The organism is Polaromonas sp. P3_B4 (assembly GCF_056402835.1).
In genome coordinates this window covers 350415-369064 of sequence record NZ_JBFUGQ010000001.1, presented here as the reverse complement: position 1 = coordinate 369064, position 18650 = coordinate 350415, and the positions used below count along the sequence as shown (strand labels likewise).

At 60.7% G+C, this 18650-nt stretch carries 16 protein-coding genes; 9 read left to right on the top strand and 7 right to left on the bottom strand.

The genetic code is table 11. The features are described 5' to 3' along the window. Nucleotides 1–20 precede the first annotated feature (20 nt). Nucleotides 21–1178 carry a GntR family transcriptional regulator gene (locus tag AC1DVV_RS01670; RefSeq protein WP_477702509.1) on the bottom strand — a complete coding sequence of 386 codons (1158 nt, stop codon included), beginning with the start codon at nt 1176–1178 and terminating at the stop codon, nt 21–23. 98 nt (nt 1179–1276) lie between these two features. Further along, nucleotides 1277–2041: an SDR family oxidoreductase gene (locus tag AC1DVV_RS01665; protein WP_477666272.1), complete on the bottom strand. Its 765-nt coding sequence runs from the start codon at nt 2039–2041 to the stop codon at nt 1277–1279. A 225-nt stretch (nt 2042–2266) separates the two neighbouring features. Between AC1DVV_RS01665 and kynB the strand changes: the two genes are divergently transcribed. From kynB to kynA, 3 genes are read left to right on the top strand one after another with little or no spacing between them, the layout of a single operon-like run. Further along, nucleotides 2267–2926 carry an arylformamidase gene (kynB, locus tag AC1DVV_RS01660; RefSeq protein WP_477688778.1) on the top strand — a complete coding sequence of 220 codons (660 nt, stop codon included), beginning with the start codon at nt 2267–2269 and terminating at the stop codon, nt 2924–2926. Between the two features lie 10 nt (nt 2927–2936). Continuing rightward, on the top strand, nt 2937–4217 hold the full coding sequence (kynU, locus tag AC1DVV_RS01655; protein ID WP_477666270.1) for a kynureninase: 1281 nt from the start codon (nt 2937–2939) through the stop codon (nt 4215–4217). Beyond that, on the top strand, nt 4217–5083 hold the full coding sequence (gene kynA, locus AC1DVV_RS01650) for a tryptophan 2,3-dioxygenase (protein ID WP_457279312.1): 867 nt from the start codon (nt 4217–4219) through the stop codon (nt 5081–5083). The genes kynU and kynA overlap by 1 nt, the downstream gene beginning before the upstream one ends. On the opposite strand, the gene AC1DVV_RS01645 is transcribed toward kynA, so the two are convergent. After that, nucleotides 5078–6025, bottom strand: coding sequence for a GlxA family transcriptional regulator (locus AC1DVV_RS01645; protein ID WP_477666393.1), 948 nt, complete (start codon nt 6023–6025; stop codon nt 5078–5080). The two genes, kynA and AC1DVV_RS01645, sit on opposite strands and share 6 nt — an antisense overlap. An 82-nt stretch (nt 6026–6107) precedes the next feature. On the opposite strand from AC1DVV_RS01645, the gene AC1DVV_RS01640 reads away from it, so the two are divergent. The 3 genes from AC1DVV_RS01640 (at nt 6108) to AC1DVV_RS01630 (ending at nt 9740) form a co-directional block, all read left to right on the top strand. Next, nucleotides 6108–6785, top strand: coding sequence for a DJ-1/PfpI family protein (locus AC1DVV_RS01640; RefSeq protein ID WP_477671373.1), 678 nt, complete (start codon nt 6108–6110; stop codon nt 6783–6785). A 27-nt stretch (nt 6786–6812) separates the two neighbouring features. Further along, nucleotides 6813–7793: a tripartite tricarboxylate transporter substrate-binding protein gene (locus AC1DVV_RS01635; protein WP_477702807.1), complete on the top strand. Its 981-nt coding sequence runs from the start codon at nt 6813–6815 to the stop codon at nt 7791–7793. A 717-nt stretch (nt 7794–8510) separates the two neighbouring features. After that, complete coding sequence (locus AC1DVV_RS01630) at nt 8511–9740, top strand: hypothetical protein (RefSeq protein ID WP_477707095.1); 1230 nt, start codon at nt 8511–8513, stop codon at nt 9738–9740. A 192-nt stretch (nt 9741–9932) separates the two neighbouring features. On the opposite strand, the gene AC1DVV_RS01625 is transcribed toward AC1DVV_RS01630, so the two are convergent. Beyond that, the gene (locus tag AC1DVV_RS01625) at nt 9933–11141 is read right to left on the bottom strand and encodes an FAD-dependent monooxygenase (protein WP_457279316.1); all 1209 of its coding nucleotides are present in this window, start codon (nt 11139–11141) and stop codon (nt 9933–9935) included. Between the two features lie 149 nt (nt 11142–11290). Between AC1DVV_RS01625 and AC1DVV_RS01620 the strand changes: the two genes are divergently transcribed. Together AC1DVV_RS01620 and AC1DVV_RS01615 are read left to right on the top strand one after the other, a co-directional pair. Beyond that, nucleotides 11291–12919, top strand: a complete 1629-nt coding sequence (locus tag AC1DVV_RS01620; RefSeq protein ID WP_477702450.1) for a hypothetical protein — start codon at nt 11291–11293, stop codon at nt 12917–12919. 76 nt (nt 12920–12995) lie between these two features. After that, the gene (locus AC1DVV_RS01615) at nt 12996–13637 is read left to right on the top strand and encodes a DUF1906 domain-containing protein (RefSeq protein ID WP_457279318.1); all 642 of its coding nucleotides are present in this window, start codon (nt 12996–12998) and stop codon (nt 13635–13637) included. Nucleotides 13638–13670: 33 nt separating this feature from the next. On the opposite strand, the gene AC1DVV_RS01610 is transcribed toward AC1DVV_RS01615, so the two are convergent. Beyond that, the gene (locus AC1DVV_RS01610) at nt 13671–16559 is read right to left on the bottom strand and encodes an aconitate hydratase (protein ID WP_477702451.1); all 2889 of its coding nucleotides are present in this window, start codon (nt 16557–16559) and stop codon (nt 13671–13673) included. Nucleotides 16560–16664: 105 nt separating this feature from the next. Then, nucleotides 16665–17078 carry a hypothetical protein gene (locus AC1DVV_RS01605; RefSeq protein WP_477688772.1) on the bottom strand — a complete coding sequence of 138 codons (414 nt, stop codon included), beginning with the start codon at nt 17076–17078 and terminating at the stop codon, nt 16665–16667. Nucleotides 17079–17231: 153 nt separating this feature from the next. On the opposite strand from AC1DVV_RS01605, the gene AC1DVV_RS01600 reads away from it, so the two are divergent. Continuing rightward, nucleotides 17232–18068, top strand: coding sequence for a helix-turn-helix domain-containing protein (locus tag AC1DVV_RS01600; RefSeq protein WP_477702452.1), 837 nt, complete (start codon nt 17232–17234; stop codon nt 18066–18068). 4 nt (nt 18069–18072) lie between these two features. On the opposite strand, the gene AC1DVV_RS01595 is transcribed toward AC1DVV_RS01600, so the two are convergent. Beyond that, nucleotides 18073–18435: a DUF1428 domain-containing protein gene (locus AC1DVV_RS01595; RefSeq protein ID WP_457279322.1), complete on the bottom strand. Its 363-nt coding sequence runs from the start codon at nt 18433–18435 to the stop codon at nt 18073–18075. Between the last annotated feature and the right edge of the window lie 215 nt (nt 18436–18650).

The window sequence follows — 18650 nt, the reverse complement described above, 5'->3', positions numbered from 1 at the left end:
GCACGCGTTCGGCTAAATGATCAAGACCCGGCAAGCGCTTCGCCGGGGGTTTTGACGGGTTTGCGGGAAGCCTGCGCCGCCGGCTGGCCAGCAGGCGGCAGCACTGCAATGGATTGACCCGCTTTTCGGGTGACAGGAATCAGGCGTACGCCATAGGGGATTGAGGGGTCGGCCCATCGTGCATTGATGGCCTGATACAAATATTCGATCTGATCGGCCACGCTGCATCCGACCGTGTCAAAGAAGTTGGCGTGCTCGTTCGCCAGATCCGTACGCCCCAGCAACACCACGCTCAGCAGTGCGGGTATGCCAACGCCGGCTTCTTGCAGCAGTTCCCGGAATCTGGCGCCATCTTCGATGCCCCACGCCACCAACGCGGTGAAAGGTAGCTGCCCCGAGGCATCCAGACTGGCCTTGATCATCCCCACAAGCACCGCTTCGTAGTTCTCATCAGGCAGGTGCGGCACAGTGATCGCCTGAAGCTCAATTCCTGTCAGGGTGGTCTGCAGGTAGTCGAACCGCCGCCGTCCCATCTGGGTTGCCAGAAATGGGTGCGACGTCGTTGCATACGCAATGCGCGTATTGCCTTGCTGCTGCAAAAGCGTGATCGCCGCAGCCAGCGGCTCTCCCCATTCCATGCCGACCACCTCGACGTCAGCTCCAGCGAGGGCCGCGCCATCCACGGCCAACGCATCACATTTCTCTTTCAGCGCTGCGAGCAAATCAATCGTGATGGTTTTGTAGCTCGACTGAACCACGCAGGCGTCAAAGCGGGGCGAACCCTTCAAGATGGTCCGCGCGTGGGCGGGATCGGTGTAGGAAACTTCCAGTACGCGGTGGCCGTCAGCGGTAAAGCGGCGCTGCAGTCCTTCTATCAACACACGGCCGCGGGCAATGCTGATGGAACGGCGCAGCAGCAACACGGATCTGCCGGCCGATGGCTGGGCGCCCGGACTGGCACCGGTGGCTTCACCCTCCACGCGAAAATAGGTGCCACGGCCTACCTGCGATGCAATCAGTCCCCTGGCTTTCAAGCCCTGGAAGGCGCGCTGAATCACCATCTGGGAGACGGCAAACCGGCGCATCAAATCCCGAATGGTCGGAAGGCGATCCCCGGGCTGGGCAGTACGTGCCAACTCTTCGAGGTACTGTTCCAGATCAGATGCTGTATTGCTCATATACATACAATACAACACATTTCATGCAACCCTCAATTGCCCTGGCTATGCACCATGCATACCTTGAGCAATATGCGTCGGGCTCAACACAACATCCCTCAACCGCGGCCCACAAACGGCATCTTCGTGGCCATGATGGTCATGAACTGCACATTGGTCGACAGCGGCAGCGACGCCATGTGCACCACCGCATCGGCGACTTCCTTCGCATCCATCATCGGCTCAATGGCGATCTCGCCGTTGGCCTGGGGCACGCCCTTGGCCATGCGGGCCGCAAGCTCCGTCATGGCATTGCCGATGTCGATCTGGCCGCAGGCGATGTTGTACTTGCGCCCGTCCAGCGAGATCGACTTGGTCAGGCCCGTGATGGCGTGTTTGGTCGAGGTATAAGGCGCTGAGTTGGGCCGAGGCGCATGGGCGGAAATCGAGCCGTTGTTGATGATGCGGCCGCCCTGGGGCAACTGGTCTTTCATCAACTTGATGGCGGCCTGCGCACAGAGAAAGGAGCCGGTCAGGTTGATGTTGACCACATTGGTCCACTGCTCAAACGTGATGTCTTCGAGGTTGACGGGCGGCGCGCCCACACCGGCGTTGTTGAACAGCAAGTCCAGCCGGCCGAACTTTTCCTTGACCCTGGCGAATGCCGCCGCCACGGAGTCAGGCTGGCTCACGTCGGTCGGCAAAGCCAGTGCGCGGTCTGTGCCCGACTCTTTGGCAACCTCGTTGAGCGGTTCGGCGCGACGGCCCACCAGCGCCACGCTGTAGCCTTCACGCAGCAGGGCCAGGGCCACAGCCTTGCCAATTCCGGTGCCCGCGCCGGTGACGAGTGCGACTTTGCCGCTGGACTTGTTCTCGGAATTCATGGTGTGCCTTTTGTCTCTTTGAAGGGGGTTGTAAAGGTGTTCTGGTAAATCGATACCGCAACGAGCGCTACAGCCTTTAATTGTGCCCGAGGCTGACGGATTCCACAGGCCGCGCCCGACGAATGCGCGGCCCGCTTTTGTCAGGTACTTTAGGTTTCAACTATTTTTGAGATTGTTGGAAATAACCGACACCACGGCTTTTTTGCCGGTGCTACCTTTGCACCCATGACAGCCCGCACCCCCGCTTCCACCAGATCACCACCGCGAAAACTCTGGGACATCTCACCGTCGGTGGATGAAAACGCCCCGGTGTTCCCCGGCGACACGGCCTATTCGCAGCAGTTGCATTTTTCACTGGCGCCGGACTGCCCGGTCAACGTCAACAGCATCACACTATCGCCCCACACCGGCGCGCATGCCGATGCGCCGCTGCACTATGCCAACGGTGAAACAAGCGTCGGCGAACTCGACCTCGCGCCCTACCTCGGGCCGTGCCGCGTGATCCACTGCATGGACTGCGGCCCGCTGGTGCAGCCGGAACACATCGCCCATGCGCTGGAAAACCTGCCGCCCCGCGTGTTGCTGCGTACCTCAGCGGCAGCCAGTCAGTCATGGGGGTCATTTACGGCCATAGCCCCCGCCACGCTTGCGCTGCTAGCTACCAAAAACATAGCACTTATCGGCATTGACACGCCCAGCGTGGACCCCGCCACCAGCCAGGATTTGCCCAGCCACCACCAGTTGCTGGCGCACGGCCTGCGCGTGCTCGAAAACCTGGTACTCGACGACGTGGCCGAAGGCGACTACGAACTCATTGCCCTGCCGCTCAAACTCACCCGGGCCGACGCCTCACCCGTTCGCGCAGTCCTGCGTGAACTTCCATGAAGACCACTCCATGACCACTCTGCAAGACTGCCGCGCCCTCGATGCGCAAGACCCGCTGCGCACGCTGCGCCAGCAATTCACCTTGCCCGAAGATGTGATCTACCTCGACGGCAATTCGCTGGGCGTGCTGCCCAAAACAGCCGCCGCTCGCGTCGCTGAAGCCGTGACGGCCGAATGGGGCCAGGGCCTGATCCGCTCCTGGAACAATGCCGGCTGGTTTGAGCTGCCGCAACGCCTGGGCAACAAGATTGCCCGGCTGATAGGTGCTGCCCCCGGCGAAGTAGTGGCCACCGACAGCACGTCCATCAACCTCTACAAGGTGCTGAGCGCTGCACTGCACATCGCGGCCCAGGACGCGCCCACGCGCAAGGTCATCGTCAGCGAGCGCAGCAACTTCCCGACCGACCTCTACATCGCAGAAGCCCTGTGCCGTGAACGTGGCTTTCGGCTGCGACTGGTCGAGCCCGAAGAGCTTGCCGCCGCGCTCACCAGCGAAGTGGCCGTGCTGATGCTGACCCACGTGAACTACCGCACCGGCGCCATGCACGACATGGCCGCCGTAACCGCCGCAGCGCATGCAGCAGGCGTACTCACCGTCTGGGACCTGGCGCACAGCGCGGGCGCCGTGCCGGTAGACCTGAATGCGGCGAAAGCCGATTTCTCGATTGGCTGCGGCTACAAGTACCTCAACGGTGGCCCCGGCGCGCCGGCCTTTGTCTGGGTCAACCCCAAACATGCAGACCGCTTCTGGCAGCCGCTGGCCGGCTGGTGGGGCCATGCAGCACCTTTTGAATTCACTCCGGACTACCGGCCTGCCGCAGGCATCTCACGTTACCTCTGCGGCACCCAGCCCATCCTGAGCATGACCGCGCTGGAGTGCGGACTGGACACTGTGCTGGCCGCCGAGACGTTCGGTGGCATGCAGGCCCTGCGCAAAAAATCGCTGGCACTGACCGACCTGTTTATTCAACTCGTGGAAGAACGCTGCGCCGGCCACGGCCTGGGCCTGGCCACACCGCGCGAACATGCCCAGCGTGGCTCGCAGGTCTGTCTGACCAAAACCCAAGGCGCCTACGCCATCGTGCAGGCGCTGATCGCACGCGGCGTCATCGGCGACTTCCGCGCCGGAGACGGCGGCGCCGGCAAGCACCTCGACATCCTCCGCTTCGGCTTCACGCCGCTCTACATCGGTTTTGAAGACGTGTGGAATGCCGTCGAGCATCTGAAGCAGGTGCTGGCAACCGCCGAGTGGCAAAAGGCCGAATTCAACCAGAAGCACGCGGTCACCTGATGAACAACCACAACAACGACAACAAACCCCAAGCGCCCGCAGACATCGTACGGGACGAAAAAGCGCAGCTCGACTTCAGTCAGTCGATGAGCTATGGCGACTACCTGCAGCTCGACGCGATCCTCAGCGCACAAAAACCGCTCTCGCCCGACCACAACGAAATGCTGTTCATCATCCAGCACCAGACCAGTGAACTCTGGATGAAGCTGATGCTGCACGAGCTGCGCGCGGCAATTGCCAACGTCGCGAAAGACGAACTGGGCGCCGCTTTCAAGATGCTGGCCCGCGTGAGCAAGATCATGGAGCAGCTGGTACACGCCTGGGACGTGCTGGCCACCATGACGCCGCCCGAGTACAGCGCGATACGCCCTTACCTGGCCAACTCCAGCGGCTTTCAAAGCGCGCAATACCGCTGCATCGAATTCGCACTCGGCAACAAGAACGCCGCCATGCTCAAGCCGCATGCGCACCGGCCCGACCTGCTCGCGCAGGTACAAGCCGCGTATGAGGCCCCGTCACTCTACGACGAAGCCCTGCGCCTGCTGGCCCGCCGCGGCCTGGCCGTACCGGCCAGCCACACGCAGCGCGACTGGACGCAAGGCTATGTCGAAAGCGATGAGGTTGAGCAGGCCTGGCTCGTGGTGTATCGCGATCCGAAGAAATACTGGGACCTCTACCAGCTCGGCGAAGAACTCACCGACCTGGAAGACGCTTTCCGGCTCTGGCGCTTCCGGCATGTGACCACGGTGGAACGCGTGATCGGGTTCAAGCGCGGCACGGGTGGGACCGGCGGCGTCAGCTACCTGCGCAAGATGCTGGATGTGGTTTTATTTCCTGAGATCTGGAAACTACGCACTGACTTATAGGCGCCCCCGGGGTGCAGACGGTGAATCCCGGGGGCTTTGGTGATCAGCAAGCGCCGCTGTCCTGGAAATACCCCGGGTCGATCTGGTATGCCTCTGGACTTCCTTCCCCGACAAACGCCCCGAGCTGGCGAGGATTTCCGCCTGTTCACACCGCAAGCTGTTGAGTGCGGCCATGGGGCCCATGCCGAAGTTTTCCGCAAACTTGCGCTGAAAAGTGCGCCGGGACATATTGCACATATCCGCCATCTCGTCGACGGACCATTCGTGATCAAGCCGGGCCTGCAACAACTCGATCAACTGGCGAAATGGTGCAACGGCCCGATCCTGAATCCTCAGGGCCTGGCTGTACTGGCGCTGATCGCCGTCCCTGCGTAAATAGACAAGCAGCCGCCGCGCAACGCGCTGCGAGATGTCGGCGCCATGGTCGCGCTCGATAAGGGCCAGCGCGAGGTCGATACCGGCGGTAACACCCGCCGTGGTCCAGTACTTGCCGCTTTCGCAGTAGATCTTGTCGTCGTTAACCCTGAGGTCCGGAAAGTCCCGCTGCAATCTCTCGGCGGATCGCCAGTGGGTGGTGACCTCCCGGCCACTCAACAGCCCGGTGGCGGCGAGCAGGAAGGCCCCCGTGCAAACGCTGCAGGTTCTACGTGTGGCCTGGTCTCTTTCCCGCAGCCAGTTGACCAATTGAAGATCGGCACATGCCGCATGGATACCGCCACCGCCCGGTACCACCAGCGCATCGATCGGCAATGCCGCGGCAGCCCCCAGATCGTGGTTCACATGGATTTTCAGTGCACCATCGGCGCTCGTTACAACGTCCTTCTGTGCCATGGTGATCAGGCAATACGCCGGAACGCCCACCTCTTCATTTGCCGTGGCAAATGCCTGCCACGGCCCGGCGAGGTCAATGGGCTGGAAGCCGTCGAACAAGAGAAATGCCACCCATTTTGGCGCACATTCGCCCGCTTTTGGCACTGTCCCTGCGGCACCTGGCCTTACCGTCAGCGTATTAAGGAGGGTGTTCATGAAAGTTAATATTATTCTCTTCAATGCACTGACACAACTTGATTTGACAGGGCCTTTTGAAGTACTGGCACGTGTGCCGGGGGTGCATGTCGAGCTCGTAGGGAAGTCACTGGAGCCAGTCCGCTCGGACCGCGGCCTCACGCTGACACCCACCACGACCATCGCAAACGCACCGCCCTGCGACCTGCTGGTGGTGCCGGGGGGACCTGGAACCGACGACGCCATACTGGATGCCGAGTGGGTCAATTTCACCCGCAGGCAAGCAAAGTCAGCGAAGTACATCTTCGGCATCTGTACGGGTTCGCTGCTGCTCGGCGCCGCGGGCCTTCTCAAGGGCAGGCGAAGCACCTGCCACTGGCAGGCCATCGATTTTCTGCCGGCGTTCGGTGCCATCGTCACCAGAGAGCGCATGTGTGTGGACGGAAATATCTTCACTGCGGGCGGCGTGACATCCGGCATCGACATGGCCTTGAAGGTCGTCGCAATGCTGAAGGGAGACGAAACAGCCAAGCAAATCCAGCTCCAGATCGAATACGACCCCAAGCCGCCCTTTCCAGGTGGTACGCCCTTTACATCGGAGCCGGCCATCATCGAGAAATGCCTGGCAGCGACGCAGGCGCGGCGAGCCCTGCGGGCCTCGGCCGTCGGCTATGCGGCCCTTCGCATGCCAGTCTGAAAAGTACCGGTAACCCTGGAGAAACTTATGAGCAAGAAACTGTTTTCACTGGTTTTTTGGGCCTTGCTGACATGCGGCATGGGCGCGCAGGCGCAAGGTGTTTACCCCTCGAAACCGGTGACATTGATTGTTCCCTACCCCGCAGGAGGTCCTATGGACAAGCTCGCGCGGGAGCTTGCCTTACCGCTGGAAAAGCAGTTAGGGCAATCCATCATCATCCAGAACCTGTCAGGCGCCGGCGGAAACCTGGGCAGTACCATCGCCTTGCGTGCGACTGCCGACGGCTATACCCTGCTGTTGAACCATATCGGGATGGCGACAGCCCCTGCGCTATACCGCCGCCTCGGTTTCAACCCGGAAACAGACTTCGAACCTTTGGGCATCATGGCTGAATCGCCACTGATGCTGGTGACGCGCCCACAGATAGCTACGGGCTCAGCGGTTGAGCTGGTGCGGTGGATAGCCACGCAACCACAGGTCAAGCTTGCCAACGGCGGCATTGGGTCGGCGTCGCATCTGTGCGGCCTTCTCCTCCAGTCTTCGCTGGGCATCGGCATGACCACCGTTCCCTATCGCGGGACCGCTCCGGCGTTGGCGGATTTACTGGGAGGCCATGTAGACCTGATGTGCGATTTGACAGCCAACGTGCTCCCTCATGTATTTAGCGGAAAAACCAGGCCCGTCGGCGTGACATCAGCCAGGCCGCTCAACGTTCCTGGCGCCTCGGCGATCCCGACGCTCGAGAAATTCGGGATTCCCTCCATCCGGCTTGGCGTCTGGTACGGCTTGTATGCACCGAAGAACACGCCTCAGGCGGTACAAACCAGGATCAACGCTGCATTGCTGGGCGCAATCCAGACGGACGCATTCAAACGGGCACAACTCGCTTCGGGGATCGAGGTGGTTCGAGACGCGCGCAACACACCCGCGGGCCATCGCGAATATTTGCGCAGCGAAATTGCACGCTGGACGCCGGTGATCAAGGCTGCGGGGGCCTACGCGGACTAGGGCTGGCCGGAAACGTAATCCATAAATCCCGATTGTTTTTCCGATCATCAGGGAGCGCCTGCTTGTCGTTCCATACAACCGAGACAAATCCAACACATTCATCGCCACATCCCGCCCCCACCGCACCCCATCGGCGTGGAACACCTGCCCGTTGCGCAGCGCCCTCGCCTGCACACGCGCATTGCGCTGCCAGCGGTTGAGCGCATAACGCTGCAGCACGGTGGATACATCGAGCGCCGGGTTCAGCGACTGGGCCGGGGTGTGGCCGAGTTCTGCGGCGTCTTCGATCGCCATGCCCGTGCCTTGCGCCAGGTAGGGCCTCATCGGGGGGGCGGCATCGCGCAGCAGGGTCACGCGGCCCACGGCATGCCAGTGGGCGGCCTATCAGGTCGCGCATCACCGTGCCGGCAAAGGCGTAGACCACCACCGGCGGCGTCAGCTACCTGCGCAAGATGCTGGATGTGGTGGTGTTTCCGGAGATATGGAAGCTACGAACAGATCTGCAAGAATTTATAAAAAAATAGCCGAAACCCTTACAAATACAGCGCAAACCGCTATCACTTCTATAGCAATTCGACTAAGTTGCTATCCCTCCCCAATTCCTCAATTTGCCATAGCGGGCCACCATGCCACACGTTATCGGGGCTGACGATATCTTGGCGAAAAAAGGACAAATGCAAAGGTAGGCCCCCTACCCAACCTGGATGCGAGCCAAGCTTGAGCAGAATCCTGCGTTGTTGTATCAGCCAAAATCGTCAGCGATACTTCGATTGTCCGGCTCCATTCTTGACTCCGCTTCACGGGCCACCCCTTCAATCAGCATATATTGCTCGCCTGCTGTTCACCAACCACTCATCTGATATGAATTTTTCGACCCTGTCCAAGACCAAAAAGACCTTATCAGCGCTTGCAGTGATTGTGTTTGCGCTCGGGATTTTCTTTGCAAAAAATGATTTTGAATATTTCAAATACTACGTCTACGACTTTACGCACGAAAGCGATAGGTATGCCGCGTTAGCGGATACAACAGGTAATACAACGGGAGACACGGCGGCAAAGGCTGTCGCCGAGTCAAAGACACTCGCCATCTTTACCGGTGATACCGGTCATATCACCAAGGGAAAACTCCTGGATGCAAGCTACAAAAAAGAGTACGACCAACTTCCTGAAAAACTCTACGCACTCAGTTTTGGTGAAACCATTTATTGCGCTACCTGCAAAGACGGCAAAGGCGAAAAGCAACGCGGGTACTCCGTGATTGAAGCAAATACGCCGCAGGATCTGGAAAAGTATCAACCGAAGGTCGGCCAGGAAAACTGGAAAGCTTATTTAAAGCTCGCGATGAAAGGTGCCGTCGAATACCCCACCCTGCTGCCCGCCCTGCTTAACGACAACTACCTGATTTCAGCAGAAGGCTTCAGCAGAAAATACGGCAGCGACTTCGATGCGTTTTATCTCAAGGAATTGCCGTATGGCGTCAAGGAAAAGCTTCTCGATTTCTATTCATCCGATGAAGGAGCGGCCTATCGGTTCGTGAATTCCGGAAATCTCAAATACTCAAGCCTGTTAAGGGAAGGCGATTTCAGCGGCCAGGACAAGAAAGAAATCGCCATTCTGCTCAAGGACACGCGGGAAGGACTGAACGATGCCTACCTCCTCCTGGTGCTCCTCAGAAAGAACGACCCCTCCCTTCATCCGGAGTACTACATCGCATTTAACGAAGTTTTCCCAGGCAAGGTCATCATCGAAACTGTTTATAAAGACCCGGAAGAGCGGTGGGATCACAAGATTTTTATGAACACCGAAGAGAAAGTGGAAACCAGGTACAACAGCTTGAGAATTCTCCGGCCCGAACAGAGGGACACTGTGCTGGTTTACGATGAAAAATTCGACAGGATGAGGAAGTACATACAAGTTCCAAAGTCCGAGAAAAACAAAATCCCGTGAATAAATAGCGACCGCATCCACAAGCGTCCCCAAAACTTCACCCGGGCGTGACCGCGGTCCCACGAGGTTTTTCCCAGTCCGGGCGGAATTCCTTGCCGTCATGAAGCCCGGACCACAAATTGACGCACTGCCCGCGATGAAAGCGCGTATCAACCGTGCAAGGCCTGCGCAAACAGCCGTCGTTCTATGGGCTCAATGCCCATCAAGGTAGGTTGGGCTTGCCCCGTATAGCCAGGGCATATCCAGCAGCTTCTCACCCAACAGACGCATTGCGGTATCCCTGCCCCACCGCGACACCCCATTGGCGTGGAATATCTGCCCATTGCGCAAGGCCCTCGCCTGCACGCGCGCATTGCGCTGCCAACGGTTGAGCGCATAACGTTGCAGCATGGTGGGCACGTCGAACGCCGGGTCCAGCGCCTGAGCCAAGGCATGGCCCAGTTCGGCAGCGTCTTCAATCGCCATGCCCGCTCCTTGTGCCAGATACGGCCGCATCGGGTGGGCGGCATCGCCCAACAAGGCCACGCGGCCTACAGCGTGCTGGTGGGCACCCCGCATCGGCGCGCGGTCATGCAGCACCCACAAGCGCCAGCCCCCGATGGCATCCAGTACCTCGCGCAGCGCGGCACAGCAGCCGGCCGTCGCCGCGCCCAGATCGGAGGTGTTGGCACTGTGGTCCCAGAGGTCGGCTTCGGCTGCGGCTTCACCCTGCACGATGGCCACCACATTGAGCCATTCACCGCCGCGCACCGGGTACTGCACCACGTGCATGCGCGGCCCCAGCCAGACCGTGATCTGCCGGCTCCTGAGCAATTCAGGTAGATCGGATTGCCGCACCAAGGCGCGGTAAGCCAGGTGGCCGGTGCGGCGTGGCAGACCGTCACCCAGCAGTTCCTGGCGCACTGTGCTCCAGATGCCGTCAGCACCTATGAGGGCGTCACCTTCAATGCCAGGGCCGTCGTCGGCCTGCACCGTGACGGCTTGCGCGGTCTGGCTGAAGGACTGCAGAGGCCGGCTCAGGTGCAGCCTTACGTCGGCATGCTGCTGCACGGCCTGCAGCAGCATGCCGTGAAGGTCTGCGCGATGAATGGAGAGATAAGGCGCGCCATACCGCTGGACCATTGCCGCACCCAGGCCCAATTCACCCAGTTGCTTTCCGGACATCGCACTGCGTATCTGCAAGCGTTCCGGAAAGGCGGCCACGGCCTGCAGTGCATCAACCAATCCCCAGCTGTGCAGTACCTTGACCACATTCGGACCAAGCTGAATGCCCGCGCCGACTTCGCTGAAGACGCTGGCGCGTTCAAACAGACGAACATCACAGCCGGCTCGCGTTGCAGCCAACGCAGCCGCCAGTCCGCCAATACCTCCACCCGCCACAAGAATCTGAACACTTCCCATACCCCGGATTGTGCCGTGGGATAAGGCAAATACGACAAATGACGCCCCGCCTACTCCGTTTAAAGGATGCAGACAAATCCTTACAGACTTATTCTGCAATGGCTCGAAGAGCATTGCGCATCATTTTTAAGAAAAAAAAGGGGGAGCCAATGAACACACATGCATGCCAGAAATGGATCGCCATTTTTTGCGCCCTGATACTCACGGGCTGCGCCAGCCCAATGGTGCGCTGGAACCAGTCATCACCCACCACGCCAGGCATGCCTGGTGCGCTGGAATATGCGGACAAGGCGCGCGACGCGTATCGCTCCGCCGTCGCGGATCAGATGGACCGCGAAACTTCGCTGGCCAGCGGCCTGGTCGTGACAGGCGCGCTGGTGGCGGCGCTGGCAGCCGGCGGCGCACACCGCAACGCCATACTGGGAGTGTCCCTGGCAGGCGGCACGGCCTATACCCTGGGCAACATGAACCTGCGGCGCCCTACGGTCATGATCTATCTCGCCGGTGTAGATGCGCTGAACTGCGCAAGACGTGCGGTGCTCCATTTCAATATCAGTTCGGAAGAGCTTCGGGACCTCGGCAGGCAGTTGTCCCAACTGGAAAGCTCAAGACGCAGGCTGGGCATGGCGGTGGCCAAAGCACAGTCCGTGACTGCCGTATCGTCCCCCAGCGACCCGCAAATGCCGGCGCTCACCGTTGCCCTCGCGGCGGCGACGCAGGTACAAGCCTCTGCCGACAGTGCCCTGAAATCCGGCAGGAAATACACGGAGTCAGCCAACCGGGCCGCCGGCGAGTTGATCGCCACCGTCAACCTGATTGACGCGGCGGTAGTTCGATCACTGGTCGAGTCCACACCCGCCCTCAACAATGTTCCCTCGGCGATTTCCGGTCTTGCCGGTATGGCCGGGCAATTTGCACCAGGGGCCGGCGTCGACGCCGGCCTGAGTGACGCGCTGCAAAAGTCAAAAACCATGAGCACAAACCCGACGGTTCAGCGCAAGCGATCCAACGTCCCTCCCGAAACTATTGAGGAACTAATTCTTGCAGCATCTGAAACCCTCCTTCTGACGCAAGATGTGAATGACCGGTTGACTGGAAGGGTGGTCACCTGGCCAGAGGACGCCTTCAAGGACTGCGGCGTGGCACAGGTGATCACTGCACTGGCCACCTCGCCCGCCTCGCTAAGCAACCTGGTAGCAGGCACAGATGACCGGCGCAGCATCGAAATTTCCGGTGGTGTCAAACCCTACTTCGCAGAACTGGAGGGCGTTCCGATTGACGGCATCACACTCAAGCCGCCTATCCGTTTTGATACGCGGGCGGAACTGAGCATTACCGGGAGCAAGGTCACCAAAACCTATGCGTTGTCGATACGGATCACCGACAGTTCGCCCACAGCACGTGTCGTCAATGTGCCGGTGACCATCACCGCCGCAAATACGACACCGGTGCAGTTCCGCGGGTCCTCACTGCCAGGCACACAAGCCCAAAGGTCGCGAGATACGCGTACCGCCGACGCGGCGCTGGCAGCCATCAGCCGGTTGAAGGAGTTTTATTCTGGCGGCAGGAAGTTTGTGTTTCCCCCTTCTACGCCGCCCAGCCGGATTGACACCAAAACACTGGAGGTGACGGTGACATGCCCCTCAGGCAATGCTGGCAAATATTCGCAGGCCGTCCTGTCACAGGCGCTGCTCTTTGCAGCGGGAATCACCAGCAAGCCGTCCGAACGGGACTGGAGTTTGCGCCTGAAGTCCACAGACGATTGCCTGGCGGAGTGATGGCGGTTCGCCCTCACTGAGGGATTTGCGACGCTACTTCCAAACCTGAGGCCCCGCGCCAAGAGAAAGCTCAGCCATGAACAAAGAAGGTCTTTCCACCAACCGGCCTTGCCATCCCTTTGCGCCCTGTCTGGCCACAGAAGGCAAGACATTTGTGATCCGCTACTACTCCCGCACCACGAGCGATCCTCAAAAGCGGATCACGCCCGCGGAGGCGAACGCTCTGGCGCAAAGCGGGCTGGATATCGTGACGGTCTACCAGGATCGGGCCACAGCACTCACCGATTTTGGCCAGGCCCGTGGAAAGCTTGACGGGCAGTCTGCACACGACTATGCGACGCGGCTAAGGCAACCCCCAGGCAGCGCCATCTATTTTGCGGTGGACATGGACGTTAACCCGGAGCAAATCAATGACGAGATCCTTCCTTATTTCGAGGGTGTCAAAGAGGGTATGGACCAGGAGGCGGGCGGCCTGTCACCCTTTGTCATCGGTGTGTACGGTTCAGGCCTGACCTGCCAACTCGTGCGTGAAAACCACGCGCTGGCCCAGTATGCGTGGCTGGCGGGAGCCACTGCCTGGACCGGCTCGGGCAATTACGACACCTGGAACATCCGCCAGCACGCCAATCACAACCATCAGCAACTCTGCGGCCTGCAGCATCACTGGGAACGCTGTGAAGCCCACGGCAACTTTGGCCAGTTTCGGCCTGTGCCCTGACACCCGATCATTGCAGCGCGGGCCGCAAGGCCCTCAAGCCAGCAATTGGCGCAGCACAAAAGGCAAAATGCCGCCATTGCGGTAGTAATCCACCTCAATCGGTGTATCCACACGCAGGATGACGGTGACTTCTTCGCGCGAGCCGTCGGCGCGCGTGATCACCAGCCTGGCTTCGCTTTGCGGTTTGAGTTCGGGGTGCGGAATCACGTCAATGACTTCATTGCCGGTGAGCTTCAAGGTCTGCCACGATTCGCCCGGCTTGAACTGCAGAGGCAGCACACCCATGCCGACCAGGTTGCTGCGGTGGATGCGCTCAAAGCTGCGCGCCACCACGGCCTTGATGCCCAGCAGTTGCGTGCCCTTGGCGGCCCAGTCACGTGATGAGCCCGTGCCGTATTCCTCACCCGCAAAGATCACGGTGGGCGTACCTTGCTCCATGTATTTCATGGCGGCGTCGTAGATGAACATCTTCGCGTTGCCGGGCTGGAACAGCGTGACGCCGCCCTCCTCGCGCGAGCCTTCCGCATCGGGCGGGATCATCAGGTTTTTGATGCGCACATTGGCAAAGGTGCCGCGCATCATCACGTCGTGGTTGCCGCGGCGCGCGCCGTAGCTGTTGAAGTCGGCTTTTTGCACGCCGTTTTCCTGCAGCCACAGGCCCGCGGGGGAGCTGGCCTTGATCGAGCCGGCCGGCGAGATGTGGTCGGTGGTGATGGAGTCGGCAAACAGCGCCATGATGCGCGCACCCTTGACGGACACGCTGCCCGCCTCGCCCGCTTTCATGGTGAAGTCTTTGAAGAAAGGCGGCTCGGCGATGTAGGTGCTGGCGGGCCAGGTGTATGACGTGCCTTTGACTCCCTTGATGTTTTCCCAGAGCTTGCCCGGCTCGGTCTTGACCTTGGCGTAATTGGCGCGAAAAGCTTTGCCGTTCATCGCGTACTTCATGAGCTTGTAGATTTCGTCGCTGGTCGGCCAGATGTCGCCCAGGTAGACGTCCTTGCCGCCCTTGCCTTTGCCGACGGGTTCGGTCATCAGGTCGCGCATCACCGTGCCGGCAATGGCGTAGGCCACCACCAGCGGCGGGCTGGCCAGAAAGTTGGCCTTGAGGTTGGGGTGGATGCGAGCCTCGAAGTTGCGGTTGCCCGACAGCACGGCCGCGCAGACCAGGTCGCTCTTGCTGATGGCCTCATTGAGTTCGGGCGTCAGGTCGCCGGCATTGCCGATGCAGGTGGTGCAACCGTAGCCGGCCAGTGCGAAGCCGAGCTTCTCCAGGTAAGGCAGCAGGCCGGTCTCGGTGAGGTACTCGGTCACGATGCGTGAGCCTGGCGCGAGCGAGGTCTTGATATGCGGCTGGACCTTCAGGCCCGCCTCCACCGCCTTCTTGGCCAGCAGGCCCGCGGCCAGCAGCACACTGGGATTGGAGGTATTGGTGCAGCTGGTGATGGCGGCGATCAGCACATCGCCATTCCCCACCGTAATGCCGGGGGCTGAATGAACCACCTCGGTCTGCGCCTTGGCGGGCGCGTCCGTGGTGTTGCTGGCGCGTGCGTGCGCCAGTGTGGGGCGGTTGCCTTCCATCTCCATCACGGGGCGTGCGGCACCGGCCGGTGTGGGCGGTGCGGCCGGCAAGGTGTCTTGCCGGCCTTCATCGGTGCGACGCACCAGGTGGCGGGTGTTGAGCATGCCGGCGGGCTGGTTAAAACCATTCTCGGCAATCGATTTGCTGAAGAGCGACTTGAACTGGCTTGCGACGTTGCCGAGCTCGATGCGATCTTGCGGGCGCTTGGGGCCGGCCAGACTGGGCGTGACGTCGCCCAGGTCGAGTTTGACCACGTGCGAATAATCAATCTCGCCGGCCTTGGCCACGCCGAAGAGGCCCTGCGCCTTGAAGTAGGCCTCGAAGGCTTCGATCTCTTCTTTGGTGCGGCCCGTGCCCTTGAAGTAGTCAATGGTTTTTTCGTCGACCGGGAAGAAGCCCATGGTGGCGCCGTATTCGGGCGCCATGTTGCCGATGGTGGCGCGGTCCGGCAGGGCCAGCGTGCGCGTGCCTTCGCCGAAAAATTCGACAAACTTGCCGACGACTTTTTCTTTGCGCAACTGCTCGGTCACCCGCAGCACCAGGTCGGTGGCTGTGACGCCTTCACGCAGGCGGCCGGTCAGCTCAAAGCCCACCACGTCGGGCGTGAGGAAGTAGACCGGCTGGCCCAGCATGGCAGCCTCGGCCTCGATGCCGCCGCAGCCCCAGGCCACCACGCCGATGCCGTTGATCATGGTGGTGTGGCTGTCGGTGCCCACCAGCGAGTCGGGGTAGTACACGCCGTCCCTGCTTTTGTGCACGCCGCGCGAGAGGTATTCGAGGTTGACCTGGTGCACGATGCCGAAGCCCGGCGGTACCACGCCAAAGGTGTCAAAAGCCTGCATGCCCCATTTCATGAACTCGTAGCGCTCACGGTTGCGCTGGAACTCCAGCTTCATGTTGAGGTCCAGCGAATTTTTCTTGCCGTAGTAGTCGACCATGATGGAGTGGTCGACCACCAGGTCGACCGGTACCAGCGGCTCGATGGCTTTTGGGTTCTTGCCCAGCTTCAGCGCCACGCTGCGCATGGCGGCCAGGTCGGCCAAAAGCGGCACACCGGTGAAATCCTGCAGCACCACGCGCGAGACAACAAACGGGATTTCTTCGGTGCGCTCGGCCTGGGGCAGCCAGTGGGCCAGTTGCGCCACGTGTTCGGCCGTGACCTTTTTGCCGTCGCAATTGCGCAGCACCGACTCAAGCACGATGCGCATGGACACCGGCAGGCGGGAAACTTTGGGAAATTGTTTGGCGAGTTCCGGCAAGGAGTAGAACTTGCCGGTTTTGCCGGAGGCGGTCTTGAAGCTTTTGAGCGTGGAGGAAAAAGCGTGGGGAGGCGGTTTGGCCATGGCGGACTCCTTTTTATTGACGGCAGCCCCCATTCTGGCAGGCACTGCGACCCCGTGGGAGTCCGGCGCCGCATACCCTGCCCCTCTACCGAGTCTTGTGCGTTCTCACCAGGCCGGCTGCGGCGCTGCGCGGCGCAAGCCGAAGTACTGCAGTTCGGCCAGCAGCGCCACCGTCAGCGCCTGCATCACCACATAGGCCACGCCCAGCATGGAGGGCGACACACGACCGCTGGCCAGCATCAGCACGCAGGCCAGCGCCCAGCCGATATTGCCCGCCACCAGCGCCCAGATAACGCCGCGCGGCAAAGGATTACGCGTTGAAACAAACGCAACGACTGCCGCATAGACCAGCAGGAACTCGCCGGTGTAGGCAATCAGGCCCTCGGGCAGGTTCAGCAGGCGGGCCATCGCGGCTGGAAAGGTGACTTGCAATACACCGCAAGCGATGCACGACAGCGCATCCACACGCAGCACATTGCGCAGGAAGTTGGGAGAGGAAAGGATGGAACTCGAAGACATGGCAAAACTCCTGAAAGTAGCAGCCGGTGATATTGATCAGCGCTCCGGGCCGCCGGTCGGTGCGCATGGAGGTCATCATTCCTGCGCTGCAGCAGCCCGTCGATAACCTGGCAGGTAATGGAAACCTGCTCACATAGCTTTACGATGAGGACCATGACCGCCAGCACCCACCACCCCAGCCACCCCGCGCAGCGCAGTGCGCCACAACCCTTTGGCGACCACCTGCGCCACTGGCGCCAGCACCGGCGCCTGAGCCAGCTGGACCTGGCCCAGGAAGCAGAGATATCCACCCGGCATCTGAGTTTTGTGGAAACCGGCCGCTCGATGCCCAGCCGGGAAATGGTGCTACGCCTCGCGGAGCGGCTGGCCATCCCGTTGCGCGAGCGCAATGCGCTGCTGGTGGCGGCCGGCTATGCGCCCATGTACCGCGAGCGGCCGCTAAACGACCCGGCGCTGGCTTCGGCCCGCCAGGCGGTGGAGCTGCTGCTCAAAAGCCATGAGCCCTACCCGGCCCTGGCGCTGGACCGCCACTGGAACATCGTGGCCACCAACCGCATGGTGCCGCATTTGATGGCGGGCGCCGATGCGTCGCTGCTGGAGGCGCCCATCAACGTGCTGCGCCTGAGCCTGCACCCCAAGGGCCTGGCGCCGCGCATCGCCAACCTGCTGCAGTGGCGCGACCATTTGTTTGAACGCCTGCGCCAGCAGATCACGGCGACGGCCGACCCGGCGCTGGTGGCGTTGCTGGAAGAGCTGAAGGCCTACCCCGTGCCGGAAGAGGCCAAGGGCCCCAATCTGGAGGGCGAGCACCCGGGCGTGGTGATGCCATTCAAATTCAACACGCCTTCAGGGGTGCTGAGCTTTATCAGCACCACCACTATCTTCGGCTCGCCGGTGGATGTGACGCTGCAGGAGCTGGCGATGGAAACGTTTTTCCCGGCGGACGATTTCACGCGCCAGGCGCTGCACGCGCTGGCGGCGCAGGGCTAGATGCTTAAAGCTCAACAATCGTTTTAAAGCCGCCAAAAATCATCCGCTTCCCATCGAAGGGCAGATTCTTCGGATCCATCATGGCCTCCAGGCGCGGGTCGGACATGACCTTTTTGTTGACGCTGTCGCGCTGCTTGCGTGACTTGTAGGTGATCCACGAGAACACCACCACCTCGCCGGCCTTGAGCTTCACGCTTTGCGGAAAGGACGTGACCTTGCCCGGTTTCACGTCGTCGGCGATGCACTCGGTGTATTCGATCGCGCCGTACTCCTTCCAGATCTTGCCGGCCTTGCGGGACAGCTTGCGGTAGTCCTCCACTTTCTTGGCGGGAACGGCAACGATGAATCCATCTACGTAACGGGCCATGGGAAATCTCCTTGGGTAAGCAGCTGTCACCTGAAACGCTGCAACAACCGATCAAGTTGCCGGCGTGCAAGTGCACAACCATTAATTTGTGTACACCGTACACAATATACCCAAAGACCTGTGTAAGACGCCTTAAAGATTCGTAACAAGGCATGTACTGGTCGAGCCATGCCGCTTTGCGCGGGGCGTGCCGGGTAAACGTCCGCCTCCAGCTG